A 25,061-nucleotide genomic window follows, 5' to 3' on the forward strand; every position below is an offset into this window, starting at 1 on the left:
CCCCATCGGGTAATTAAATTGTCTGCTTAATTAAAATACGGTTTCCTGTGCTGCCTGATCACAACGTATCGGAGGGAGCAGGGCCACGCGCATTTTCTCCCGTCTGCACGGGAGGTTTTAATGAACGTCAATTTTACTGATTTTCTCACTGCTTTTTCCTCGGCGCTGGATTTACTGAAACCGGAAACTCCTCATCAAAGCGCCCGCCGGGCTTACATTACACACAACATCGCCCGGCATCGCGGCCTCAGCAAGTCTGCTCAGCGCCGTTTGTTTATTGCCGCCTTGCTGTGGGATATCGGTAACGGCGCGCATTCTCCGGCGCATTGCGCACAACGGCTGAGGAATATTCCTCTGCTGGCCGGATGTGCCGGAGTGGTTTGCGGCGCAGGTATTCACAATGCGGAACATAGCCTGCTGCAACTGGCAGACGACCTCGCCGCCCTCAGCGTGCAGGAATTTCCTCGCGGGCATTATCCCGGAAAAGCCATGCAAACCCTGTGCGACTCCATCGGATGTAAATACGCGCTGGATGACGTCATTGCCCTGCGTGATCTCGGTTTACAGCAGGAATTCTGGAAGCAGCTCGCTTCTTCTGCTCTCAGCACTGAAATTCGCCTGCTCGCCCCTTTACCCGCACGCACTCTGACGGACACAGAGTTACTCCAGATTGCCAGCCTGCTGGCGCGCGTGATTGATACGCATTGTTGCTCGGCTATTGGTCATTCTTTCAAAGTTGCCGAACTGAGCGCTCAGCTGGGCGGTTTATATGGTTTCTCTCAGACGGGTATAGAAAAAATCCATATCGCCGGTCTGCTGCACGACCTCGGAAAACTGGCGGTTCCGGCGGCGGTGCTGACGCAAAAAACGCCGCTAAATGAAATGCACAGAAAACAGCTTTTCTGCCATCCGCTGCATACCTGGGATGTTTTATCCGCTGTGCCCGGGTTGTGCGATGTCGCACAGAGCGCCAGTTTTCACCATGAACGGCTTGACGGCAAAGGCTATCCTTTCTACCTGAAAAGCACGCAGCTGGATTTGGGCTCACGCATTGTTTCCGTCGCGGATAATTATGCCGCTCTGACGGAAGAGCGCTGTTACAAGGCCGCATACTCACCGGAAAAAAGCTTTGCGATCATGGAAGAAAACGCCCGCGGTGGAGGGCTGGATGCGGCCGTCGTAGGCGCGCTGAAGTCCGCCCTCAGCGTTAGCCCGGACATACTCAGCGCATCGTCAGTACAGCCGTAATACTTACATTGAATTTCCCGGTCTGCACCGGTTCGCCGGGAACCCGGCTCAGTTCCGCCACGTAACCCGTCTCATGAAATGCCGCGTCCGCATCGGTACTGGCGGCGCTGAAATCAACATATTTCCCCTGTTCCGCCCTTACGCTCAGCCCGATGCCCGGCAGACTGGTTTCGATGTGTTGCGCGTCAACCCGCTTGCCGTTGTAGACAAAATGAATGTCCATGTTGTCGTAATCTTCCGGCGTGTTACAGCGCACGGGCAGATGGAAACGGACGCTGGAAAGCACCGGAGAGGTGCCGAGCGTGGCGTCGGGGAATGTGACGTGCAGCGAATTACGGGTGATGCTGCACTGGCTAACGTTAAGCCGCAGCGCATTCAGCCCCAGCGACATTAGCGGCGCTCCTGCCTGATTGAGGGTAAACAGGGCGGCTAAATTGTATTCACCGGCCTGAACCCGACCGGTTTTATACAGGTGGATCGCGAAATTTTTCATCGACGCCGGAACGGATGACCCCGTCAGCGCCGCGCCGTTGTGCAGACACAGGCTGCCGTCCTGCTGGCAAAAACTAAAACCAATTCCCGGAATATCCGTCTGATAAATGCCCCGGCCTTCATCCCAGACCGGGTGCGGGATCATCACATTGAGGTCTGCGTCGGGCAACACCGCATGGCTTAACGTGCTGGCAGGAAAGGTGCCAAGCAGCGTGCCGCTGGGTTGGATCTGTTTTACCGCGACGGTCCCGGCTTTAAGTAACAGGATTTTGTTTTCGCTGGCCTGTGTCTGAGATAACAGAACCGGGGCAAGCAAAGGCAATAACAGCCAGGTATTGCGGCGCGCTATGAACATGATAATTTCCACAAAGTTGATGTGTCGGAGGAAGCGCCGGAGGTTGCCGGGCGGGGAATATGACACAGCAGCTGGCCGTTGAGGGTGACAGCCAGCGGCCAGCGGGCTTTACTGAAATCCGCCAGCAAAATGCCTGCTGCGCCACCGGTGCCCAGTTCAGAATGACCGGCATCCTGAACGCTGACGCCGAATGGCAGCGGCTGCTGTTTTTTATCGAGTATTTTGGCAAAACGCCGATCGTGGCGGCGTGCGTTGAATTCGGCTTCGATGATTGCGCCATGGGTCGGGACCACCCTTTTTACGGTCGATGACGCATCGATATGTCTGTCGAGGGATTCAGGATCCAGCTCCACATCGTTCGCCCGGTAAGGCACGGCGTAAGGGATCACCGCATTGCCCCAGTGGTCGGTAGCGATATTTTCGCTGTTTTCAATTTTCAACCCTGATGTCTGCGGGGTGTGAACCAGCACCACCGTGTCGCCCAGCGGCTGGCTGAACGTGATGCCATGATGATGCACCAGCATGCCGCCTTCCAGGCCGAGAATGGTTTGCTGATAACCCCGCCCCTGTGAAATTCCGGCGCTGACAATGCCCGCCGGACCGCTGTAATCACCGGAAATCTGCGCCGTCTTATGGCTTCCCTGACCGGAGAGACTGACGTCGTAACCCAGCTGATTATCCTCAAGAAAAGAACCGTTCACCGAGGCCGTCTGCTGCGTACCGCCCCGGGAATCTGTCAGGGCGTTGTAACCGACGTGGTGTTTTTGGGATTCGCCCAGCGGGATGACGACGTTGAACGTCAGGCTGTTATCCGTAACGCCCTGAAGGCTTCGCTGATGGGTGTAGTAAACCTGAAATTGTGATTGCCAGCGGTTGACGCTCAGCCCGAGACGCGAACTGCGCTGTCGGCTGCCGTCCCGGCGCTGGTCTTCGGTATAACGCAGCATCACGGTCATTGTGCCGATGCTCTGATCGAGTTGAACGTTGTACTGATCACGGAAGCGGATGCCTGCCGGGCTCAGTTCGGCGGCGCTGATCGCTTCGTCGATTTCCTGATAATTCTGGCTGTATTTGTGCTTCCAGCTCAGGCTCAGGGTGCTTTGGGTTTCGTCGACTGTACGCACAAACAGCGTTTCCAGCTGTTTCCCTTGCCGCATTTTTGGATTGCTTCCGGTTTGGGACTGACTGCGTTTAAGCAATAACGACAGCCCGCCAATCACCGGGATATTCGCACCCAGCCCGCCGCCGCTGTTCTGATAACGAAAGTTGCCCTTCGTCGCCATCTGCTGACCGCCAAGCAGGGTGAAGGTATTGCTTAATCCGTAAAAGGTGCTGGCCTGATAAATTTTTGGCGTAAGTATCGGGCCTGCCGTCGTGTTGTTGCGATAGCGTCCGGCGGAAATTTCATAGTTAAAAGTGCCCGGCGAAAGCAGGGCGGCAATGGCATTGAACGACTGAGTAAAATGCCAGGTACTGCCATCGCTTTCCATCACGGTGATATCAAGATCGCCGGAGCTGCTTGCGCTGTGTAAATCCTTAATCAGAAACGGGCCGGGCGTAACGCGGCGCTGGTCAATCACAAAACCGTTCTGGCGGATAACCACGGTGGCGTTGCTGCGCGCCGTTCCGCTGATGTCGGGCATGTAAAAACGCTGATTATCCGGGCGCATTTCATCGCTGGAAAAGAGCGTCATGCCGCGCAGTGAAACGGACGAAAAGATTTTGCCATTTGTGAAGAAATCGCCGCCGCGAAATGTACTTTTCAGTGCTGCGATGTCGCGGGTGGTATAGCTTGCGCTGCTCTGATAATGGCTGCCCGCCTCGCTGCTGTAGTTAAAATAGCCGTCGTTGCGCAGCCGCCAGTTTCCCAGATTGATGCCGCTGCTGAGCGTCGAACTGACGGTGTCATTTTGCTGGCTCTGGCTGCCGGTGTTGCGTTGAAGATTCAGGTTGTAGTTGAGCCGCGCGGCATTAAGCCCGGCTGCCCAGTTTTCTTCCGGCGCGATATCCCCTGAATTGGCGGAAAACCGGGCCTGCGGAACGGTCAGGGAGAGTTGCTCGCTTCCGGCGTCATAATTAACCTGGGCGTCATCCACAAAAGTAGCCAGCGGGTGCGGCCCTTCAGGGGAATGGTCAGGCGTAACGCCCCATGCGCTGAGTTGTGCGGCGGTAAACACGGGCTGAACGGAACCGTCCACCAGCTGAAAAGGCTGCGTGACCTGGCCGGTTTCCTGAGTATTGATCAGCAGATCGACCGGATAATTTCCTGCAATCATTTCACCGCCTTTTTCCAGCACTGATGTATCCACGCCCTGCAAATTGCCCACTTTTTCCATTAAAGACATATCGAAGTCTTCACTGCGCACAACGCCCGGATAACACATCGGGAGCAGAAAAAGGGTAAGAAAATGCGGGGGGATTCTCATGATGGGTGCCGGGAACCGGGCCGTAAAGACCGGTAACATCTGACGCCCGTGAGGTGAAGGACGCCAGATGTTATTTCCCTATGCGTTACTTATATGTGAACGCAAAAGTTGCATTGGACGTCAGAGCACCGGCGCTGACTGTGGCGTCCTGTTTCGCGTATTCCACGACAAAGTTGATGCTTTCGGTACCCTGATTCAGGCGATCGATGTAATCGGAAGATGGCACAACGCCGCCATTCACCTGGAGAGGTGTTGCCAGATCCTGCTCACTGAAAAGCTCGAAGCCTACGCCTTTTGCTCTGTCGGCATCGGTGCTGGCGTTGGTCAGGATATTCGGCGTTGAGCCGTCGGTATGACCATCAATGGTCAGGGTCAAATCATCCGCACTGGCTTTTTCAGCGCAGTTCACAGAAAGGTGAAAACGTTGCTGATTTTCCGCGGTGGCCTGGCCGGTGGTGAGCGCGGCAACTTTCGCCTGGTTGATTTCCGTCAGGTTCACGGAATGATCGGTATCACTGTCATTAATGGTGCAGGTCGGGGCTTTCACCGAACCATTGAACTGAATTTCAACCGAAGAAGCGGCGTCATCAGCGTGAACCATACCGGCGACTGGTAATAAAGATAATGCTAAAGCACCTGCTAATACATTTTTATTAAACGTCATTTTATTGCCTATATAAATTTAAAGCGTGGAGACTCACTTCCTTCAGCGGGGGGGTAAATCGCTGTGGGAAATTTTATTAAAATACATACTAGAGAGAGATATTTTGTATTTTTGATACGCCGCCAAAATCATTGATAATATTGTAATGCACCTGATGGACTACGGCGCTGGCGGGAACGGAAATTGTCAGAGTAGAAAACGGTTCAACCATATTGGCGGTAAGTCTGTTTTTATCGTTACTGACCGGGCCGCCCCATAGTTTATCGAAGGTAATATGGTAGGGCGTCGGGTTGGTGACGATCAGTTTTCCCGGTTCTGCGCGCCAGGTCATTTGGGTAAAACTGTCATGAAGTTCCGGGTCTATCCCTTTCGGACGGTAGAAAATTTTGATGCGGGTTTTGAAGGCGACAACCAACTGTGGCCCGCTTTCTTTGGCTTTTTGCGGAATTTCCTTCACATTCAGCCACATCATCGTTTCACGATCTGAAGGAAGATTGCTGGCGTCGATTTTTTCAATGCGCAACGTGCTGGCATTATTTCCGCTAATTTTGGACAGCGGCGGATACACGGTAAAACGACCTTCTTCCTGACCTTGATCGTTTTCAATCCAGGCCTGTGCCAGGAAATTAATTCGCGTCGGGTTATCGACTTTTACAGATTCCTGTGTTTTAGATTCAGGATATACCACCCGGGTTTCATTAAGAATAAGCGAAGCATGACAAAAGAAAGGAGATAAATAAGTCACCAGAAATAAGGTTAACGTCGTGACTATTTTGATGTTCATGTTTTTACCGGTATTAATGTATTAGGATAATTCGCAGGGGATTATTATAGGTGGCTGGTATCAACGCTTCTTCAACGGGTTTCTGCTGCTTACTTTAGATGTAAACCAATTGATACCAGAATATTCAAATTCGTCAGTTATCACAAAATGGTTAACTTTTCGGGAGGATTCGGTAAGACATCCGCCGGTAATCTGATGTCATCGACAGCAAACGCAACCGCAACCGCAACGGTGATGATGATGAACAGACGTAATTTTCTCTTAGGCAGCACCGCCGCTTCGGCGATTGCCGTAATGGGGCTCTTCCCCGGCGTGTTTACCCGCAGAGCCGAAGCGCAGGCCAAATCTGAAAAGTTTGAAATTGAACTGACCGATGCTCAATGGCATCAACGGCTTAGTGAAGCACAGTATTACGTTTTGCGCGAAGCCGGTACGGAGCGTCCTTATTCCAGCCCGCTCAATAATGAGCATCGCGAAGGGCAGTTTGCCTGTGCGGGTTGCGCCCTGCCTTTATTCTCTTCGGCGACCAAATTCGACAGCCACACCGGCTGGCCGAGTTTCTGGAAACCGCTGCCAGACGCGGCGCTGACCAGCCGGGATACGACATTGGGCATGGTTCGCGACGAAGTGCATTGCCGCCGCTGCGGCGGCCATCTCGGCCACGTTTTCGACGACGGCCCGCAGCCCACCGGTCTGCGTTATTGCATGAACGGGCTGGCGATGACGTTCAGTCCAAAAGTTTAATTCCCGCGAGGCTGCTATGAAAACATCCGAGAAAAGAGTGAAGTCTTTACGCAATATCAGCGTGATCGCCGGTCTGGTAATGGCGTCTGCCTTTGTCTTTCAGAATAATGCCTGGTCGTGGGGCGGCGCGGAAACGGCAGTGGTGATCCCCGCACCCGCACATGATGAACCGGCGGGCACATCACACAGTGAGACTGCCGTATTTGCCGGTGGCTGCTTCTGGGGAATTCAGGGCGTGTTCCAGCATGTGAAAGGCGTGACCAGCGCGGTGTCCGGATACGCCGGCGGCGACGCGCAAACCGCCAGCTACGAACAGGTCAGCGGCGGCGATACCGGCCATGCCGAATCGGTCAAAGTGACGTTTGACCCGACGCAAATCACCTACGGCGAACTGCTGCACATCTTCTTCTCTGTGGGGCATAATCCGACCGAGCTGAACCGGCAGGGGCCGGACACTGGCAGCCAGTACCGCTCGGCAGTGTTCCCGATGAACGCGGCGCAGGCGGAAGTGGCGAAAGCGTACATTGCGCAACTGAGCGCCAGCAAAATTTACAGCGATCCGCTGGTGACGAAGGTGGAAAGCAATGCGCACTTCTATCCGGCGGAGGCTTATCACCAGAACTTCCTGAATGATAATCCGGACTATCCGTACATTGTGGTGAACGATCTGCCGAAGATTAAAGATTTAGAGAAAGTCTTCCCGGCGGATTACCGGGAGAAACCGGTTCTGGTGATAAAGTAGAGCTTAGCGCTCTGGCTTTAAAGTCAAACCCTTGGGCTCGCCGCCCAAACTGCTCTCAAACGGCAGCTTGGCGTAAATTTCGGTTTTTCACTTGCAGTGATCGCTCAGCGGCTCGCGCCGAAACCGACCAAAGAGGCCCAGGACGGGGCCTCTTTGGAATCTCCGCGTCTTTTTACAACCCGCGCTATCGCTCGCTGGCTATGTTTCAGGTACCGCAGTTATTGCCGCGAAAACTTGCCGCTGCGCGGTACCTTCATTTCGGTCTTCGAGCCTTTCGGTCTCGAAACACTCATTCAGCAAGCTTTCTGAAAGCGGCTGGAGGCTTCTTCAATTCAAAATCAGCCTGCATAAATCTTCCGAATTACATAGTCCTTGGCCGCTTTCAAAATCACGCGGCTGGAGTCTTTTTCAATTCAAAATCAGCCTGTATAAATTTTCCGAATTACATAGCCTTTGGCCGCTTTCAAAACGACGTCGAGTGAGTGGTGAGAAACAGCGAGAGTCTTTTTTCGAGCAGGTTCGAACCCGAGGCGAGAGAACCGCGCAGCGGCGGCGTTTGCGGCAATAGCCGGAGTTGCTGAAACATACTTTACAAGCGGCAGCGCGCAGTTTAAAAAGCGCGGGTGTCCAGAGGGCGCGCGCGTTAACGCGCCCTTTGGGCCAGTTTGGGCGGCGAGCCCAAGGTCTTGACCTTGAGCGATCACCGAAACTTACACCAGACCGCATTTAAAGGCAGCCCTTTGCAGTTGCCTCCTGCAAATCCAAAAACTCCGTCACACACTCCATACACGCTCCCCGTTCTTCCACATGCGGCATGTGGCTTGAATTCTCAAAAATTACCCACCGGACGTCTTTGATCCCGTCGGCGAACGGTTGAACCACTTCAGGCGCAGCTTCATCGTAACGGCCAGAAATCAGCAATACGGGGACGTTAATCGCGTGCAAACGGTCGATAATCGTCCATTCTTTCATGCTGCCGATGACGTGAAATTCGGTCGGGCCGTTCATTGCGTGATAAACCGTCGGATCGGCGTCCATCGCGGAGAAGGTGCGTTTTACCTCTTCCGGCCACGGGTCGAGACGGCAAACGTGGTGCGCGTAGAAAACCTGCGAAGCGGCTTTGTATTCTTCGCTGTCAATCGTTCCCGTCTGTTCGTGGGCGAGCAGAGTTTCCTGCACACCGGCAGGAAGTTCGCTGCGCAGGCGGGCAGCGGCTTGCAGCCAGAGTTCCATCGAGGCCGGGGAGTTGGCGATGATCAGCGCCTTCAGGCCGGGGGGCTGCGTCACGGCGTGTTCTGCACCTAGCATTCCCCCCCAGGATTGCCCGAGCAGCGTATAGTTTTCTTCGATGCCGAGATGGCGCAGGAGATTGTCCAGCTCTGCCAGAAACAGCGGTGGTTGCCAGAAACCGGCCGGTTTATCGGGAAGATGCGTCGAACGGCCATTGCCGATCTGATCGTAATGAATGACCGCACGACCCGTTTTGGCGATGTCGCGAAAGGCGTCGACGTAATCGTGCGTGCAGCCCGGTCCGCCGTGGGCTATCACCAGCGGAGCCATGCCGCTGCTGAGATCGCCGCTGATGCGGTACCAGGTCTGGTATTCCTGAAACGGCGCGTAGCCTTCAGTGATCTTGACCATTTTGTTTCCCCTGTCGGTGAATAATCTTCTCAGGGTAAACATCGGGGCGGTGCTGAACAGCTAGTAAAAAAGATAGGAAATCGGGCGGTCAGCTGTCCAGCAGGCGGTAATGCAGCGCGCGAACCACCGCCTGGACGCGGTTGCTGGCCCCCAGTTTCCGACCGGCAGTGTTGAGGTGCAGCGTGACGGTGCCCACCGAGCGGTTGAGTTTGCGGGCGATTTCCTTGGCCGTCAGCCCTTCCGCCGCCCACGCCAGACATTCGCGCTCGCGCTTGCTCAGCCGCACATGTTTGCAGGTCAGCACGCTGGCGTCGAACAGCGGAAAGACGCACTCCTGAAACGTCAGCGCCAGCAGGCTCAGCTCCGCCAGCACATCGTGAATATCCAGTTCATGCCCCGCGCCGGTGTGTATGCCGGTCACGGTGACAAACCCGCCGTTAGGCAAATGCAGGGGGACGGTCGCGCCGCACGGCATATTGTTATCACACATGTAATGCGTGACCGGTTTGTTGAGATCGCTCAGGCGATTTTGCAGAGACGTATTGTCCGGTCGCTGATAGGACCACACAAACGGCGCGCAGCTTTCCAGCGCGTAATGCTGCACCGGATCGACCTGATAATAGCCACTTTCCAGCCACAATTTCTGCATGTCGCCCGGCACGTTACACATACGCAGCAAAGAGGGTGTGATCAGATCGCCTTCCAGCGAGCGCGGCACCGGCGTGTAATCGTAGATCAGGGCATCGAACCCCAGACGCGATGTCTGCGCAAAGAGCTGGTTAAACGCGCCGTCCACGGTGGTTTCCCGTAAGGGGGCTGCACTTTCTTTCACCGCGAGTTTCATGAATTCATCTCCGCAAGTTGCTCTTTCCGCCATGAATGTGCTGATCGGGCACCGATTTTGCTGCTGACCGGTTGTTAAGAAAAAGTTATGCAATCGCAGTGCCAAATCGCCGACGGGACAAACCTAGTATTTTTGCTAACTACCGGTGAGGTTTTGCTGAGGCTAACGTAGAGCCACAGGGGAAATGACGCCTGCTCTGCACCAAAAACAGTCATTAAGAGGATTGCCATGCACCGTTACCGATTTTTGCTCTGGCGCCCGCTGCAACTGCTGCCGGTTTTGCTGGGGATCAGCATTCTGACGTTTGTCATGGTGCGCGCCATTCCCGGCGATCCGGCGAGGATCCTGCTGGGCGTACGCAGCACGCCGGAAGCCATCGCCCGCATTCGTGCGCAGTACGGACTGGATCTGCCAGTCTGGCAGCAATATCTCTACTTCTTGCGCAACCTGTTGCACGGCGAAATGGGTAAGTCGCTGATTTACCGCGTGGATACGCTGAAACTGATCATGTCGCGCATCGAACCAACGTTGTATCTGGTGCTGGGCAGCGTGCTGCTGGCGATGCTGTTTACCGTGCCACTGGCGGCAACGGCGGCGCGAAACCGCGGGCGGCTGGCGGATCAGATGATCCGTCTGCTTTCTACCGTCGGCCTCGGATTACCGGCGTTCTGGCTGGCGATCATGATGATTTTGCTGTTCAGCCTGTCGCTCGGCTGGTTTCCGGTGTCGGGCTACGGCAGTGATTTCGGCGAGCGTTTACATCATCTGTTTTTGCCTTGTCTGACCGTGGCGCTGGCGTTGTCGGCGGTGCTGACCCGCAACCTGCGCGCCAGTTTATTGATGGAATTGCAGAACGATTACGTCACCGCGGCCAGGGCGCGCGGGCAGAACGAGAACCGGATTTTCTGGCGGCACGTCATGCCCAATTCACTGGTGCCGACGGTCAATCTGCTGGCGGTAAATATCGGCTGGCTGATTGGCAGCACGGTGGTGATTGAAAGCGTTTTTGCCATTCCGGGCATGGGACAGTTGCTGGTGAAAGCCATTATCAGCCGCGATTACATGGTGGTGCAGGGCGTGGTTTTGGTGTTTGCGCTGGCGACGGTGGCCGTCAATCTGGTGGCTGATTTGCTGACGGTGGCGTTAGATCCGAGGGTGAAGCTATGAGCATGACCGAAAAAATAGCCACGCAGCGGTTGAGCCGTTTTCATCTGCGCGGGTTGCCGCATCAGCAGGCGCTGAGGCTGGGTATTCTGATGCTGAGCGCGTGGGTGCTGATTGCGCTGTTTTCCCCGTGGATTGCCCCGTTCGATCCGATTGCGCAGGACGCTGCCGTCACGCTGTCGCCGCCGACTTTTGCGCATCCGTTTGGCACTGATAATTTTGGCCGCGACATTCTTTCACGCGTGATGTGGGGGGCGCGGATTGATCTGCAAATCTGCATTATTGGCGTCATTTTCCCGTTCACCTTTGGCACGCTTATCGGTGCGTTTTCTGGCTACCTCGGCGGCGCAGTGGATACGTTCTTCATGCGTGTCATCGATGTGGTGCTGGCGTTTCCATTTCTGGTGCTGATGCTCTCGATCATCGCCATTCTCGGGCCGGGGTTGAGCAGTTTTTATATCGCGATGGCGATGGTCGGCTGGGTATCTTACGCCCGGCTGGTCCGCTCACAGGTGCTGACGCTTAAACACCGCGATTTTATTCTGGCCGCACGCAGCCTGGGTTACAGCCATCCGCGCATTTTGCTTTTGCATCTTTTACCCAACGCGCTGACCAGTTCGCTGGTGTTCTCAATGTCCGATTGCGTGCTGGTGTTGCTCAGTGGTGCATCGGTGAGTTATCTCGGCTTAGGCGTTCAGCCGCCGCTGGCCGAATGGGGCGTGATGGTCGCGGAAGGGCAAAGTTTTATCACCACCGCCTGGTGGATAACCACGTTCCCGGGCTTAGCGATTGTCGTGCTGGCGATGAGTTTCAGCCTGCTGGCCGACGGTTTAGGCGACAAACTGGGGGAACGCCCATGACGCTGTTGCAAGTTCGCGGTTTAACCATTGAAGACCGGCAGGGCGTGGCGCTGGTGGATAAGCTTTCTCTCACGCTCAGTGCCGGTGAAATCCTCGGGCTGGTGGGCGAAAGCGGGTCGGGCAAAACGCTGAGCTGCCGCGCCATGATGCGCCTGTTGCCGGGCGAAGGCTTGGATATCCGCGCCGGAGAAATCCGCCTGAATGACACCGATTTACTGACGCTGAACGATAAACGCATGACGGCCATTCGCGGGCGGGAAATTGGCATGATTTTCCAGAACCCTGCCAGCCATCTGAACCCGGTGATGACCATCGGGCAGCAGATTGCAGAAAGCCGCCGCCTGCATTTTGGGGCGAGCCGCCGCGAGGCACAGCATCAGGCCGTCGAATGGCTGCGGCAGGTGGGCATTCCCGATCCGCAGCGGCGCGTGGACAACTATCCCCATGAGTTTTCCGGTGGTATGCGTCAGCGCGCAATGATCGCCGTGGCGCTGGCCTGCGAGCCCAAAATTCTGATTGCCGATGAACCGACTACGGCGCTGGACGTCACAGTGCAGATGCAGATTTTACGGCTGCTTTGCGATCTGCGCGACCGGCTGGGTATCGCCATTATTCTCATTACTCACGATCTCGGCGTGGTAGCGCAAACCTGCGACCGTATCGCGGTGATGTACGGCGGGCGCTTGTGTGAAACCGGCGAAAAACGGCAGGTACTGGCGCAGGCGCTGCATCCTTATACCCGTGGCCTGATTTACTGTCAGCCCGCCAGCGAAGGCGGGGCGGGGCGGCTGATCACGTTGCCCGGCCAGCCACCGGTTGCGGCGCGATTCCCGACCGGCTGCCGTTTTCATCCGCGTTGTTCACACGCCACGGCGCAGTGCCATGAGCTTCAGCCCGCGATGCAGACCGCTGCGTTTGCCCGCAGCCACGTCGCCGCCTGCCATCACCCTTTGCGGGTCCTCAGTCCGGTGATATCCGGGAGGGAAAATGAATCCACTTTCTGACCGGACGGCTGCGCCGGATGCGCGGCCTTACCCGCTGCTGGAAGCCGAAGATTTATCGGTGACGTTTCCGGTATCCGGCGGGCTGGGGCGTAAAAAGCGCGTGGTGCAGGCGGTGAACGGTGTGTCGATGTACATCAATGCCGGAGAAACCCTGGGGCTGGTGGGCGAATCGGGCAGTGGAAAAAGCACGCTGGGGCGCGCGATATTGCAGCTGGAAAACGTCAGTGCAGGGCGTGTGCGCTTTAACGGGCAGCTGATCACCGGCGGTGTGAAACCGGATATTGTCCGGCTTCGTCAGCAAACGGCAATGATTTTTCAAGATCCGTTTTCCTCGCTGAATCCGCGGCAGACGCTGGGCGAGAGCATTGGTGAAGTGCTGCGTGTACACCAGAAAGTCGCGAAAGCGGCGATCCCCGAACGGATTAACGAGTTGCTGACGCTGGTCGGCCTGAGCGCGGAACATGCTTCACGACGGCCGCAGGCGCTGAGCGGCGGGCAGTGTCAGCGCGCCGGAATTGCCCGCGCGCTGGCGATTGAGCCACGGCTGATTGTCGCCGATGAATGTGTCGCCGCGCTCGACGTGTCGATTCAGGCGCAAATTATCAATTTGTTGATGGATCTGCGCGAGAGCATGGGGCTGGCAATCTTGTTTATCGCGCACGATCTGGCGATTGTGCGGCGTCTCTGCGACCGCGTGGCGGTGATGTATCTGGGGCGGATTGTTGAAAGCGGCCCGACGCAGACGGTCTTTACCAGGCCGCGCCATCCTTACACTGCCGCGCTGGTGGCGGCAATTCCTGAAATTGACCCCGACCGCCCGCTGCCGGAGAACCCGTTACAGGGCGAACCACCAAGCCCGGTTTCACTGCCTGCGGGCTGCGCTTTTCATCCACGCTGTGCCCGTGCGCTTCCTGCGTGCAGGCAGGGCGCGGCACCCGAAACCCGGCATATTGCCGACCATACTTTCGCCTGTGTGCTTGATGCGCCCGGTAGCGAAAGGATTTTTCCGATGACTGAAGGAATGTGACATGAAGCAAAAGCATTTTAACGTTGTGGCCGCCGGGGTGCTGCTGGCGTTGAGCCTGGTCAGCGAAATGGCGCAGGCGGCCGGGGTTCTGACCATCGGACGTCGTGAGGACAGCACGACGTTTGACCCGATCAAATCGGCGCAAAACGCCGATAACTGGGTGTTCTCGAACGTGTTTGATCCGCTGGTGCGCGTGGACAATACTGGGACCAAACTGCTGCCGGGACTGGCGGAAAGCTGGACGATTTCGTCGGACGGCAAAACGTATACGCTGAAATTGCGCGAGGCAAAATTTTCAGACGGCACGCCGGTCACGGCTGCGGATGCGGTCTTCAGCCTGACGCGTATCCGCGATGACGCCGGTTCACTGTGGAAAGATTCGTACAGCATTATTGATACGCTGAAAGCGGGCGATGCGCACACGCTGGTCATCACGCTGAAAACGCCGTCGGCGGCGTTTCTTTCCCAGTTGGCGCTGCCCAATGCGTCGGTGATTTCACAGGCGGCGCTGACCAAACAGGGCGCGGATGATTTTGCCGAACATCCGGTGGGGTCGGGCGCATTCAGCGTGAAAGAGTGGACGCGTGGCGAGAAAGTCGAGCTGGTGAAAAACCCGTATTACTGGGATGCCGCGAAGGTAAAGCTTGATGGCGTCGAGTGGCTGACGCTGCCGGACGACAATACCCGCATGCTCAAAGTGCAGGCGGGCGAAATCGATGCGGCGCTGTCGATACCGTTCTCACGCATTTCCTCGTTGCAGAAAGACCCGAAACTGGCCGTCGAACTGGACACTTCTACGCGAGAAGACCACTTGCTGATTAACCATTCACACGGCGATCTGGGCAAAGTAGAAGTGCGTCAGGCGCTGGATTTCGCCATCGACAAAAAGTCGATTATCGACACCGTGACGTTCGGCTACGGCAAAATCGCCAATTCCTATATTCCTGACGGCGCGTTGTATCACTATGCCGGTAACTTACAACGTCCTTATGATCCCGAGAAAGCCAAACAGTTGCTGGCGGCGGCAGGCGTGAAAAACCTGACGCTGAAATATCTGGTGAACGCTGGGGATGAAGTGGACGAGCAAATCGCTGTTCTGCTGCAACAACAGCTGGCAAAAGCGGACATTACGGCCAGTCTGCAAAAAGTGGATCCGAGCCAGAGCTGGGACATGTTAGTCGCGGGTGATTACGACATTTCGGTGATGTACTGGACGAATGACATCCTCGATCCCGATCAGAAAACCACGTTTGTGCTGGGACATGATTCCAACAACAACTACATGACGCGTTATCACAACGATAAAGTGAAAGCGCTGGTGGCCGCCGCCCGTGTGGAAATGGATCCGGCAAAACGCCAGCAGATGTATATCGATTTACAGAAAATGGCTAAAGCGGACGTGAACTGGATAGATTTGTATTACAGCCCGTACCGCAACGTGACACGTAAAAATATCAAAGATTTCCATCAGAACCCGCTGGGCCGTTTCACGCTGGAAGACACTGTTAAAGAGTAATTTCGCCACACCGGGGAAATAATAAGAAAGCTGAGATAAAAGTCTGTTTACCCCTTTTGCCCACCTTCCGGTGGGCTTTTTCTTGCCGCTGAGTTCTGCGTTTCTGCCCGCCGGAGTGTCAACCGATCCTCAACCATTACGCTGGCTTCGCTTGATTTTGAGCGCCCGCTCAAGTACCTTTCGCGCTTGAGCAAGTGCTCAAAAACTTTCTGAGGCTGTATATGTTCGTCCAAAACCGCTGGCTGATCCTCGCGATTGTCACCAGTACCCTTTTCCTGATCATCATTGATATGACGGTGCTTTACACGGCGCTGCCGCGTCTGACGCTGGCGCTGGGGGCGTCGTCATCCGAAAAATTATGGATCGTGAATGCGTATCCGCTGGTCGTCGCCGGGCTGCTTCCCGGTGCGGGTATGCTGAGTGACCGTCTCGGGCATAAAAATCTGTTTATGAGCGGCCTGCCGGTGTTTGCGCTGGCGTCGCTGTGCGCGGCTTTTGCGCCGTCCGCAGAATGGCTGATCGCATCCCGCGTGTTTCTGGCGATTGGCGCGGCCATGATGATGCCTGCAACGCTGGCGATTGTGCGCCATGTGTTTACCAATGAGCGCGAACGCGCGCTGGCGATTGGTATCTGGTCGGCGGTGGCGTCAGGCGCGGCGGCGCTCGGGCCGGTGATTGGCGGCGTGTTGCTGGAGTATTTCTGGTGGGGCTCTGTATTCCTGATCAACGTGCCAATTGTGCTGGCCGTGTTCCCTTGTGCGCTTGCGCTGATCCCACGCGGCAAAGGCAACCCGGAACGACCGTGTGATTTCACCGGTTCTGCGATGGTGATGCTCGGGCTGGTCGGCGTGATTTATGCGCTGAAAGAGCTGAGCAACATGAACTCGTCATGGGCGGGCGTGTTGTTCCCGGCCTTTGCAGGCGTACTGTTTCTGGGGCTGTTCGCCAGAAGGCAAAAACGCGCCGTGCAGCCGATGATCGATTTTTCGCTGTTCCGCAACCGCGCTTTTGCCTGCGGCGTGGGCGTGGCGATCACCTCGATGATTGCGCTGATCGGCATCGAACTGGTACTGAGCCAGCGGTTGCAACTTGTGCTCGGGCTGACGCCATTTATGGCCGCGATGTTTATTTTACCTATTCCGGTAGCCTCCGCGCTGGCATCGCCGCTTGCCGGAATGCTGATGCCAAAATACGGCGTCCGTAAAATTATGCTCGGCGGTTTCGCGCTTTCCGCCGCGGGAATTGTCAGCCACGCGCTGCTGTTTGAAGGCGGCACCGCGATGCAACTTGTCAGCCTGTTTATTTTAGGTTTCGGCCTTGGTGGCGCGGTGACAGCGGCCTCGACCTCCATCATGCTGAACGCCCCGGAAGAAAAAGCCGGGATGGTCGCGGCAATTGAAGACGTGTCATGGGAAATGGGCGGCGTGCTGGGTGTGACGTTGCTGGGCGGCCTGATGACGGCGGTTTACAGCCGCAGCCTTATGCTGCCGGACGGTATTGTGACCGGCGACGGCGCGTATGACAGCCTCGATGAAGCGCTGAATATCGCCAGCCATCTCAGCCCGGAGCATGCGACGTTAATCAGCGAACTGGCGCGTACGGCGTTTGATCAGGCGTTTCTGGCAGTCCTGATTTCTGCCGCCACGCTGGTGATTGCCACCGTGGTGGTGCTGAAGATTGTCCTGCGGAAGCCGGTGGGCGTGCGCCAGTCTTCCTGATAAACTGCGGCCTGAGCGGTTGCTCAATGCCAGCACAGGATTGATGATGAAAGAAAATCGGGAAGCGTTGAGGGCGAAAATCCTCGACGGCGCAATCAGCCTCTTTATCGAAAAGGGGATTGAGAAAGTGACGACGCGCGAACTGACGGAATACGTCGGGATCTCGCGCAGTCATATTTACCACTACTTTCCCGACTGGCAGACGCTGTGTATTGAAGCGCTGACGGAAGTAATGCTGGCGGAGCTCAAGGAGTTCACCGCAGAAATCGTGGCGCTGCCGCCGCAGGAAAAACTCCACACGCTGGTAAACAGTTATCTGCCGGACACGCAGGGTGACATCTGGCGGCTTTACGGTTCGCTGTGGCAACTGGCGGCGCACAACGAGGCTTACGCCGAACTGGCGCAACTGATGGTGAGGAAATGGCTGGATTTGCTGGCTGAAATCATCAGCGCGGGCACTGAAGCGGGGATATTTCGATCCACCAACGCCGCACGCGTCACCCGCCAGCTTTCCGCAATGCTCAACGGCTACGCCGATCAGCTGATCGTCATGCCTTCAGCGGAGGTCAGGCAGGAAGCCATGGAAGATATCTGTGATTTCGTGGAATTGGTGTTGAAGAAATAAAGGGCGTTTTTGATCGGCTCTCCCTCAGGGCCGATCTTAGCAAAGACGGAAAGTGAAGATCTTCAACAAAAGAGACGTTTTAAACGTACACATCCCATTAATTACTGATATCTCTTATTCACACTAATAATTACTTATTGGTGTGAATGCCAGTGCTCGATTCTAATCAATCATTCTGTAGGGTATAAACCTTTACTATCGTATTGTGAAAACTCAGTTCACATAAATTAATAAGGTTGAATTATGATTGAGCATGGATGGGCGAACACTGTCATTGATACCGGAATTGCCGGTAACGTCACATTGAACAGATAGTCAGATTAAGAAGCACACACAAGGATGCTAAATTCTTAACCCTATGAGAACTTACAAAATGAGAAGAAATGCGATGTTCCTGCACGTGATGAGGTTTCAGGGGTGAACGTAAGGACAGATAAAAATCATTTCAAAATTATTATTAACGCTTTGATAATTTTTTATATATTAGTGATCATGTCATTTGCCCTTGTAGGTGGCATTCCTGAATATCTTTCCGCGATCGATGGTGATGACATAAAAAATGTTTGTGATGTTCTGAGAAATTTTGTTGCTGATGATATCAGGGGGCCAGTTGCCATTGCTGCTTTGATTGCGATATTTCCTGTCATTATTTACTGCGTCAAAATAAAATTCAGAATTAAATCTATAAATTTAACGTTAATGCTGTTTTCAGGTGTCTGGGTGTGGAACTTTATTATCCAATACAGAAATTGTTTGGGGTTTTATATTTATACGACCGGTTCATAGTGATTTTTTCGAACTGATACTTATAAAGTAAAATATTAGCTGTTTTAAAATCAAAACTGGCGCACTCAAAATCTTGCTGATTGAGGGTTCCAGACCTGAGGCTGGAAGCCCGAAAGAAGGTACCGCGAAGCGGCAAGGTTTGCGCCACATGCAGAAGTGCCAGAACACGACCTTTGTCCCAGCGACAGCGCGCAGTAAATGAGCCCGGGATTCTCAAGGGGGACGGCGATAAGTCCTCCTTGAGGCCGGTTTGGGTGGCAACCCAAGGTGTTGAATTTGAATTAAAAGGCCGCCACGGATGCAGCGGCCCTCTGCATCAATGCTCCCGCATTCCCGCTGCAAACATCAGCAGATGAAATACTGTCGCGACGACAAACAGCGCTAACACACTTCCACCCCAGATGACGGCCATCCAGCCAACGCGTTTTAAGAACGGCGCTTTGGTGATGTTGTTGTCATCCATTTTTCTGATGAGATTCATACGAAATTCCTCAGTGATAACCCTGGTCCGGCGTCACTTTTCCGCGGAACACGTAGTAGCTCCAGAAGGTGTACACCAGAATGATCGGGATGATGAACAGCGCGCCCACCAGAATGAAGCCCTGGCTTTGTGGCGGTGACGCCGCTTCCCAGATAGAAATGGACGGCGGAATGATGTTCGGCCAGATGCTGATCCCCAGACCGGTATAGCCCAGGAACACCAGCGCCAGCGTCAGCAGGAACGGCGCGTGATGCGCATTTTTGCTGATGGCACGGAACATCCACGCAGAGACTAATACCACCAGAACCGGCACCGGCAGGAACCCGTAAAGGTTAGGCCGCGTGAACCAGCGGGTGGCGATATCGCTGTGCGTCAGCGGTGTCCACAGGCTGACTGCCAGTGTCACCAGCAGGAAAACCACCAGCAGAGGTTTAGCGATTTTGTGCATCGTTTCCTGCAATTCGCCTTCGGTTTTCATGATGAGCCAGGTGCAGCCGAGCAGGGCATACGCCACGACCAGCGCGAACCCGCAGAACAGGGTGAACGGCGTGAGCCAGTCCAGCGCGCCACCGGCATACGTGCGGTTAACCACCGGAATACCGTTGATGACGGCGCCCAGTACCACGCCCTGACAGAAGGTCGCGATCACCGATCCCCAGATGAAGGATTTATCCCACACATGGCGCTTGGCCGGGCTGGCTTTGAAACGAAACTCAAATGCCACGCCGCGGAAAATCAGACCGAACAACATCAGGGTCAGCGGTATGGTTAGTGCATCCAGAATCACCGAATACGCCAGCGGAAATGCGCCATAGAGTGCTGCACCGCCCAGCACCAGCCAGGTTTCGTTGCCGTCCCAGACCGGCGCAACGGTGTTCATCATCACGTCGCGGTCGTGCTCTTTTTTCACCAGAGGGAACAGCAGACCGATACCCAGGTCGAAGCCGTCCATCACCACATACATCATCACGCCGAAGATGATGATCAAAAACCAGATCAGCGGTAAGTCGATACCCATTATCAAGCTCCCTTAGAGTCGTCGGACAGTGATTCCGAAATAGCAGACAGCGGACGCGCTGGCGTACGGTGCTGGCCCGGACCACCGTGGTCTACGCTTTGGCCTTCATGCGCCTGCGGACCTTTGCGGATCAGACGCATCATGTAGCCGTAACCCACGCCAAATACGGAGCAGTAAATCACGATGAACAGGATCAGGCTGACGCTCATCTGGAGAACGTTATGGTTCGATACCGCATCTTTGGTGCGCAGCAGGCCGTAAACGACCCAGGGCTGACGCCCCATTTCCGTGGTGATCCAACCCGCCAGCAGTGCCAGCAGACCGGAAGGCCCCATCAGGAAGGCAAAGCGCAGGAACGCTTTAGAGGTATACATTTTGCCGCCACGACGCAGGATCAGGCTCAGCACACCCAGTAAAATCATCAGCATGCCCAGACCGGCCATGATGCGGAAGGTGTAGAAAATGACGGACGAGTTCGGACGATCTTCTTTCGGGAAAGATTTCAGCGCCGGAATCTGATGCGTCAGACTGTGCGTCAGGATCAGGCTGCCGAGATACGGGATTTCAATCGCGTAACGGGTTTCTTCGCGGTTCATATCCGGGTAACCGATCAGCACCAGCGGCGTCGGTTTATTGTCTTTATTTTCCCAGTGACCTTCGATGGCCGCGATTTTAGCGGGCTGATATTTCAGCGTGTTCAGGCCGTGGGCATCGCCCAAAAATGCCTGAATCGGGGAGACAATCAGCGCCATCCACATCGCCATCGACAGCATGGTGCGGATTGCCGGGGTATCACGCCCGCGCAGTAAATGCCAGGCCGCCGCAGAACCCACGAAGAACGCCGACGCCAGGAAGGCCGCGGTGGTCATGTGCATCAGACGGAACGGGAAAGACGGGTTGAAGATAATTTTCATCCAGCTGACCGGCACGACCAGATTGTTAACAATCTCGTAGCCCTGCGGTGTCTGCATCCAGCTGTTGGACGCGAGGATCCAGAAGGTGGACATCAGCGTACCGAGCGCCACCATGCAGGTGGAGAAGAAGTGCAGTCCGGGGCCGACGCGGTTCCAGCCAAAGAGCATCACGCCCAGGAAACCGGCTTCGAGGAAGAACGCGGTTAACACTTCATAGGTCAGCAGCGGGCCGGTAATGCTCCCCGCGAACGAGGAGAACATACTCCAGTTGGTGCCGAACTGGTAAGCCATCACCAGGCCGGAGACCACGCCCATACCAAAGTTCACGGCAAAAATTTTCGACCAGAAATGATACAGGTCGCGGTAAGCCTCTTTCTTCGTTTTCAGCCACATGCCTTCCAGAACAGCCAGAAAACTGGCAAGCCCGATTGTGATTGCGGGGAAAATGATGTGAAAAGAGACGGTGAACGCAAACTGGATCCGGGCCAGTTCTAGCGCATCAAGACCAAACATAACAACCTCTTTTTGTGTGTCAGGTAACCCTTCCAGACATTAATACCGGTACGGGAACCGGCAATTTCTGACATTCGCAGGTGAAGTCTTGAATGAAAGGGTGGTACAGCTGGGTTTTCGCGAGGAGCCGATTTAACCACAGGGGTTAAAGGTATTAACAGGGACGGTTTCGCGGGGAAATTACTGGCTGTAACACTTTTGCGGCAGGGGAATAGGAGCGGGGAGGGAAACTAATTTCAGCCCGAAACGCCTGAGGGAAGAGTAACCCTGAAAAGTGCGCGGACATGATGTTGCATTGATCTGGATCAAAGGGTTTTGATGTTTTCTGAATGTAATTACCCTGCGTCCAGTAATGACTTGTTGTGTGCAATATTGGTAACTAAAAGGTTAAATCGCCAGCGGCACCAGCGTATTCTGGTTTTAATGCAATGTAAATTTATGTCATCGGTTTTGGTTGAAATGACGTCAAAACAGGTAATGGTTGTAGTATTTGTTTACATTTGCGTATCACGAAGGAAACGCCGTCAGCGCAGCGGGGTTGGCTGACGGCGTATAAATCATCGTTGTTGTGTTTCAGGCACCGCAGCGGCGGGTTCCAGCAGCGCATACCGGTTCAGCAGTTGTGTGAACTGATTATCCAGTTGCATCAGCAGCTGAGGAGACACGGCATTTTTCTGCTGTCTGGCGTCTGCTAATTTACGCAACGATTCTTCGACCGGTGTAGCGCTGTTCAGCGCCTGCTGAATGGCAAAAACCGACGATTTGAGCTGCGAGACGGTCATATATTTGCCGCGCTGTTCATCCAGCCCGTTAAGCTTATCTGCCAGTTGCTGCAACTGCGTGTTGGCCGCATACCAGCCGTTAAGGTTTTCCAGCGGCATAGCATTGGCGGTCAGTTGCTCGTTCCATTCCTGCGTCAGCTTTTTCGTCTCGGGACTGTCAGGCCAGAGGAACCGGGTCTGGTGGATCAGTTGTGAACCGGCGTCCTGCGCCCAGCGCGGTGAAAGTGCGGCGAGCTGGCGGGTTTGCTGACGGGTGGCTGCAATGATCTCTGGCGCCTCGCGGTTCAGTGATTCTGCCTCGCGATTTTTCAGGGCTTGCAGCTCCGTAGTGCTCAGAGATTTTGGCATGTTCGTCAGTGACACTATCAGCCGCTCGCTGGCAGGAGGATGATAAAACGCGTTTACGCCTGCCATAACGCCGCTGCCGACCAGTACGGTGACCACTATCCCTGCCACAAATCCTTTCCACTGTAACGGACGCCTCGCTGCCGGAGCGGGCGAAATCACCACCTGCGGAAGCTCGGGTTCTGCCTGAGCAACATAAACCCAGGGTTCGCTGGCCTGGGTCTCCCATGTTGTTTCAACTTTTTCGGCGGAAGCGGGCAGCACAACGGCAGAGTCTGTCGTGGCGTGCATGTTTTCGAGGCGCATCGCGGCACCCTGCATATAGGTGCTCAGCACGGCAAGCTGGCTGGCGTGTTTGAGTTCAAGGCGTTGCAATACTTCACACAACGCATTGATGAGTTTTTCCGCCTCATAAATTTGCGGCAGGTCGCGGTATTCCAGCGTCATTCCCCGTAGGGATTGCTGCAAGCGCTGGCTCAGCCCGGTCAGGATTTCCATTCGTGCATGAACCGGCTGCGGCCACAGCCCCGGCCACTGGCGGGAAATTAGCGCGTCGAGTATCGCCAGCCCTTCATTCAGCCCGGACAACCCGACGAGTTGCGCCCGCGCCTGTGTGTACCATGACGCAGTTTGCAGCTCGATACCGTTTTGCTGGAACAGGCTCAGACACAGCTGTTCCACTTTTTTCCAGTTCACATCCGGACGCGCCGGGTGTGTCAGCTTACTCAGTTCTTCGCGTAAAACGGCATAATCAGCCAGCGCACGCGGGTCGCCCCCGGTGCGCAGCTGGCGGTTTATATCTTGGGTCATCATCTTGTCTTACCTGATAGGGTAACATTAGGCTGGTGAGATTCGTGCACCCGCATCCGCGAGTGCACGTTGGTTAGATTAGGAAATTAGTTATTGTCTCCACCTAAGAACGTAATGCGATCATTGGTCATTTTAGTCTGACAGTCATAAATATTTATTCTGGTCTGGCCTGGGGTCGTTTCCATGTTTGCGTCAGAGAGTTTGCCGCATTTAAGTGCTTTCTCTGCCACCCAGGTCTGTTGTGATTTTTTCATGGATGTCTTAATTGAATCTGGGAGGCCTTTCCAGATGTCATTCAGATAAGTGTCACTTCTCGCGTAGTCATTCCTGGCGTTTAATATTTTTCCGTTAAAATTAGAATCAATAATGTAATCCTTATTAACGGCAAGTACGGCAATTTGGTACAAAGCGTTCTGGATGTAATTTATTTTGCTAACGGAAATGTCCTTTTTATTATCCGCAAGACTCAGGCTGTATGAGTAATTACTCCATACCACTTTGCCATTATTCAGTTTCCCGTTGTCTGAAATGATACTGGAGAGATACTCGGGATTACTTTTTATGACAGCCAGTGTTTCTGGAGGCAGTTGAGCTGACAGGGTTGCACTGCAATTGAGTGTGCCTTCGGTATCTGATGTTGTCGAAACATTAGAAATAGACATCGGGAGTGAATCGATTTTGCTTTGAAATTCCTGAATGTCTTTATTATGAAATGCCGCAGGACTGGTTATGTAGTAATTCTGTAACTTTGCCCCTGCTTCACTCTTAATGTAATCCTGAACAGCTTTTACGGCATCATCCCTACCACATTTAAACTCATCCCCTCCGCCAAAAAAACCAGCGTGTGCACTTAAAGAAAAAAGTGATGCGGAAGTTAACACTAAAATACCTTTAAACATATAAAAACCCTTTTATTTTAAATAAATCCGTTCAGGCATAAATAGCCCGTCGTTCCATATAGAGAGAATAAATATTGATATTACCGGTGTTGTGTGGCGCACCTCCATTGCTGAAAAACGTAAGACAATAAAATTGCGTTATGACAATTAAATATAAGAATGATAAAACCCGGCAACAGGATTAAAGGTCAGGACAATAAACCTTCAATCATGTTGAAAAAGACCTCTTCGCTGAACCTTTCGCCGGGCTGCGTGGACCAGCCTGCCGGACGCCATGTCCAGTGATTGTGCTCTGCGGAACGCATGAATAAACGGCAAAGAGGGACAGGAGCGCCCTCAGCGCAGAGGCTGACTTCCACACACCCCGTCACACCCTGACCGTATAAAAAGGCAGGCGTGAATTTCACCATCCTGTTTTCATAAAGAAGGTGTATTCCGGGGATGCTGAAGGTCTTCCCGCCTATCAAGAATTCAACCAATGAAACGGAAGTGCTTTTGGTCTGAATGCCGGTATCCGTCAGCCACGTTTCGATGCTCTCCTGCAACTGACTCATCTGTTGCTGAAATTCAGCGATATCAGCCTGACCTTTATTTTCAAACACGGTACGACCCGGTTGTTTGTCCTGTAGCTTTTTCAAAAAACGTTCTTTAGCTGACAT

23 protein-coding genes are annotated in these 25,061 nt (G+C 54.3%); 11 read left to right on the forward strand and 12 right to left on the reverse strand.

Translation table 11 applies throughout. The features are described 5' to 3' along the window. The first annotated feature begins 120 nt into the window (after nt 1–120). Entirely contained in the window at nt 121–1,248 is a 1,128-nt protein-coding gene (locus ACLBVC_RS04095) for an HD-GYP domain-containing protein (RefSeq protein WP_410148287.1), read from the forward strand. On the opposite strand, the gene ACLBVC_RS04100 is transcribed toward ACLBVC_RS04095, so the two are convergent. The 4 genes from ACLBVC_RS04100 to ACLBVC_RS04115 all read right to left on the reverse strand — a co-directional run bounded on the left by ACLBVC_RS04100 (nt 1,223) and on the right by ACLBVC_RS04115 (nt 5,969). Continuing rightward, nucleotides 1,223–2,095 carry a hypothetical protein gene (locus ACLBVC_RS04100; RefSeq protein WP_410148289.1) on the reverse strand — a complete coding sequence of 291 codons (873 nt, stop codon included), beginning with the start codon at nt 2,093–2,095 and terminating at the stop codon, nt 1,223–1,225. The genes ACLBVC_RS04095 and ACLBVC_RS04100 overlap by 26 nt on opposite strands. Next, entirely contained in the window at nt 2,086–4,521 is a 2,436-nt protein-coding gene (locus tag ACLBVC_RS04105) for a fimbria/pilus outer membrane usher protein (protein ID WP_410148291.1), read from the reverse strand. Before ACLBVC_RS04105 ends, ACLBVC_RS04100 begins: the two co-directional genes overlap by 10 nt. Nucleotides 4,522–4,606: 85 nt before the next feature. After that, entirely contained in the window at nt 4,607–5,185 is a 579-nt protein-coding gene (locus ACLBVC_RS04110) for a fimbrial protein (protein ID WP_410148293.1), read from the reverse strand. 88 nt (nt 5,186–5,273) lie between these two features. Beyond that, nucleotides 5,274–5,969, reverse strand: a complete 696-nt coding sequence (locus ACLBVC_RS04115) for a fimbrial biogenesis chaperone (RefSeq protein ID WP_410148294.1) — start codon at nt 5,967–5,969, stop codon at nt 5,274–5,276. Nucleotides 5,970–6,164: 195 nt separating this feature from the next. Here ACLBVC_RS04115 and msrB point away from each other — a divergent pair, with 195 nt between their 5' ends. Together msrB and msrA are read left to right on the forward strand one after the other, a co-directional pair. After that, nucleotides 6,165–6,713 carry a peptide-methionine (R)-S-oxide reductase MsrB gene (gene msrB, locus ACLBVC_RS04120; protein ID WP_410148296.1) on the forward strand — a complete coding sequence of 183 codons (549 nt, stop codon included), beginning with the start codon at nt 6,165–6,167 and terminating at the stop codon, nt 6,711–6,713. Nucleotides 6,714–6,729: 16 nt separating this feature from the next. Beyond that, a complete protein-coding gene (gene msrA, locus ACLBVC_RS04125; RefSeq protein ID WP_410148298.1) occupies nt 6,730–7,455 on the forward strand; it encodes a peptide-methionine (S)-S-oxide reductase MsrA in 726 nt (241 codons plus the stop codon). 726 nt (nt 7,456–8,181) lie between these two features. Here the strand turns inward: msrA and ACLBVC_RS04130 are convergent. Together ACLBVC_RS04130 and ACLBVC_RS04135 are read right to left on the reverse strand one after the other, a co-directional pair. Continuing rightward, nucleotides 8,182–9,096 (reverse strand): proline iminopeptidase-family hydrolase, encoded by a 915-nt coding sequence (locus ACLBVC_RS04130; RefSeq protein ID WP_410148299.1) that lies wholly within the window; start codon nt 9,094–9,096, stop codon nt 8,182–8,184. 88 nt (nt 9,097–9,184) lie between these two features. Further along, a complete protein-coding gene (locus ACLBVC_RS04135; protein ID WP_410148300.1) occupies nt 9,185–9,940 on the reverse strand; it encodes a LuxR family transcriptional regulator in 756 nt (251 codons plus the stop codon). A 228-nt stretch (nt 9,941–10,168) separates the two neighbouring features. Here ACLBVC_RS04135 and ACLBVC_RS04140 point away from each other — a divergent pair, with 228 nt between their 5' ends. From ACLBVC_RS04140 to ACLBVC_RS04175, 8 genes are all read left to right on the forward strand, one after another. Beyond that, the gene (locus ACLBVC_RS04140; protein ID WP_410148302.1) at nt 10,169–11,107 is read left to right on the forward strand and encodes an ABC transporter permease; all 939 of its coding nucleotides are present in this window, start codon (nt 10,169–10,171) and stop codon (nt 11,105–11,107) included. Continuing rightward, a complete protein-coding gene (locus ACLBVC_RS04145) occupies nt 11,104–11,964 on the forward strand; it encodes an ABC transporter permease (protein WP_410148304.1) in 861 nt (286 codons plus the stop codon). Before ACLBVC_RS04140 ends, ACLBVC_RS04145 begins: the two co-directional genes overlap by 4 nt. Beyond that, nucleotides 11,961–12,968, forward strand: a complete 1,008-nt coding sequence (locus ACLBVC_RS04150; protein WP_410148305.1) for an ABC transporter ATP-binding protein — start codon at nt 11,961–11,963, stop codon at nt 12,966–12,968. Before ACLBVC_RS04145 ends, ACLBVC_RS04150 begins: the two co-directional genes overlap by 4 nt. Next, on the forward strand, nt 12,952–13,995 hold the full coding sequence (locus ACLBVC_RS04155; protein WP_410148307.1) for an ABC transporter ATP-binding protein: 1,044 nt from the start codon (nt 12,952–12,954) through the stop codon (nt 13,993–13,995). The genes ACLBVC_RS04150 and ACLBVC_RS04155 overlap by 17 nt, the downstream gene beginning before the upstream one ends. A 1-nt stretch (nt 13,996) precedes the next feature. Continuing rightward, nucleotides 13,997–15,511: an ABC transporter substrate-binding protein gene (locus tag ACLBVC_RS04160; protein WP_410148309.1), complete on the forward strand. Its 1,515-nt coding sequence runs from the start codon at nt 13,997–13,999 to the stop codon at nt 15,509–15,511. 221 nt (nt 15,512–15,732) lie between these two features. Then, nucleotides 15,733–17,229 (forward strand): MFS transporter, encoded by a 1,497-nt coding sequence (locus ACLBVC_RS04165; protein WP_410148311.1) that lies wholly within the window; start codon nt 15,733–15,735, stop codon nt 17,227–17,229. Nucleotides 17,230–17,275: 46 nt separating this feature from the next. Further along, the gene (locus ACLBVC_RS04170) at nt 17,276–17,854 is read left to right on the forward strand and encodes a TetR/AcrR family transcriptional regulator (RefSeq protein WP_410148312.1); all 579 of its coding nucleotides are present in this window, start codon (nt 17,276–17,278) and stop codon (nt 17,852–17,854) included. Between the two features lie 417 nt (nt 17,855–18,271). After that, complete coding sequence (locus ACLBVC_RS04175; protein WP_410148313.1) at nt 18,272–18,640, forward strand: DUF2645 family protein; 369 nt, start codon at nt 18,272–18,274, stop codon at nt 18,638–18,640. Nucleotides 18,641–18,956: 316 nt separating this feature from the next. On the opposite strand, the gene ACLBVC_RS04180 is transcribed toward ACLBVC_RS04175, so the two are convergent. The 6 genes from ACLBVC_RS04180 to ACLBVC_RS04205 form a co-directional block, all read right to left on the reverse strand. Beyond that, a complete protein-coding gene (locus ACLBVC_RS04180) occupies nt 18,957–19,121 on the reverse strand; it encodes a DUF2474 domain-containing protein (protein WP_152326793.1) in 165 nt (54 codons plus the stop codon). A gap of 10 nt (nt 19,122–19,131) precedes the next feature. Then, on the reverse strand, nt 19,132–20,139 hold the full coding sequence (gene cydB, locus ACLBVC_RS04185; RefSeq protein WP_410148314.1) for a cytochrome d ubiquinol oxidase subunit II: 1,008 nt from the start codon (nt 20,137–20,139) through the stop codon (nt 19,132–19,134). Between the two features lie 2 nt (nt 20,140–20,141). Next, a complete protein-coding gene (locus ACLBVC_RS04190; RefSeq protein ID WP_410148315.1) occupies nt 20,142–21,566 on the reverse strand; it encodes a cytochrome ubiquinol oxidase subunit I in 1,425 nt (474 codons plus the stop codon). Nucleotides 21,567–22,123: 557 nt separating this feature from the next. Then, nucleotides 22,124–23,506: a VasL domain-containing protein gene (locus ACLBVC_RS04195; protein ID WP_410148316.1), complete on the reverse strand. Its 1,383-nt coding sequence runs from the start codon at nt 23,504–23,506 to the stop codon at nt 22,124–22,126. A gap of 83 nt (nt 23,507–23,589) precedes the next feature. Further along, nucleotides 23,590–24,402, reverse strand: coding sequence for a lysozyme inhibitor LprI family protein (locus ACLBVC_RS04200; protein ID WP_410148317.1), 813 nt, complete (start codon nt 24,400–24,402; stop codon nt 23,590–23,592). Between the two features lie 188 nt (nt 24,403–24,590). Next, nucleotides 24,591–25,061, reverse strand: a complete 471-nt coding sequence (locus ACLBVC_RS04205; RefSeq protein ID WP_410148319.1) for a hypothetical protein — start codon at nt 25,059–25,061, stop codon at nt 24,591–24,593.

Source organism: Rahnella selenatireducens, from assembly GCF_046449555.1.
Taxonomy (GTDB): domain Bacteria; phylum Pseudomonadota; class Gammaproteobacteria; order Enterobacterales; family Enterobacteriaceae; genus Rahnella; species Rahnella selenatireducens.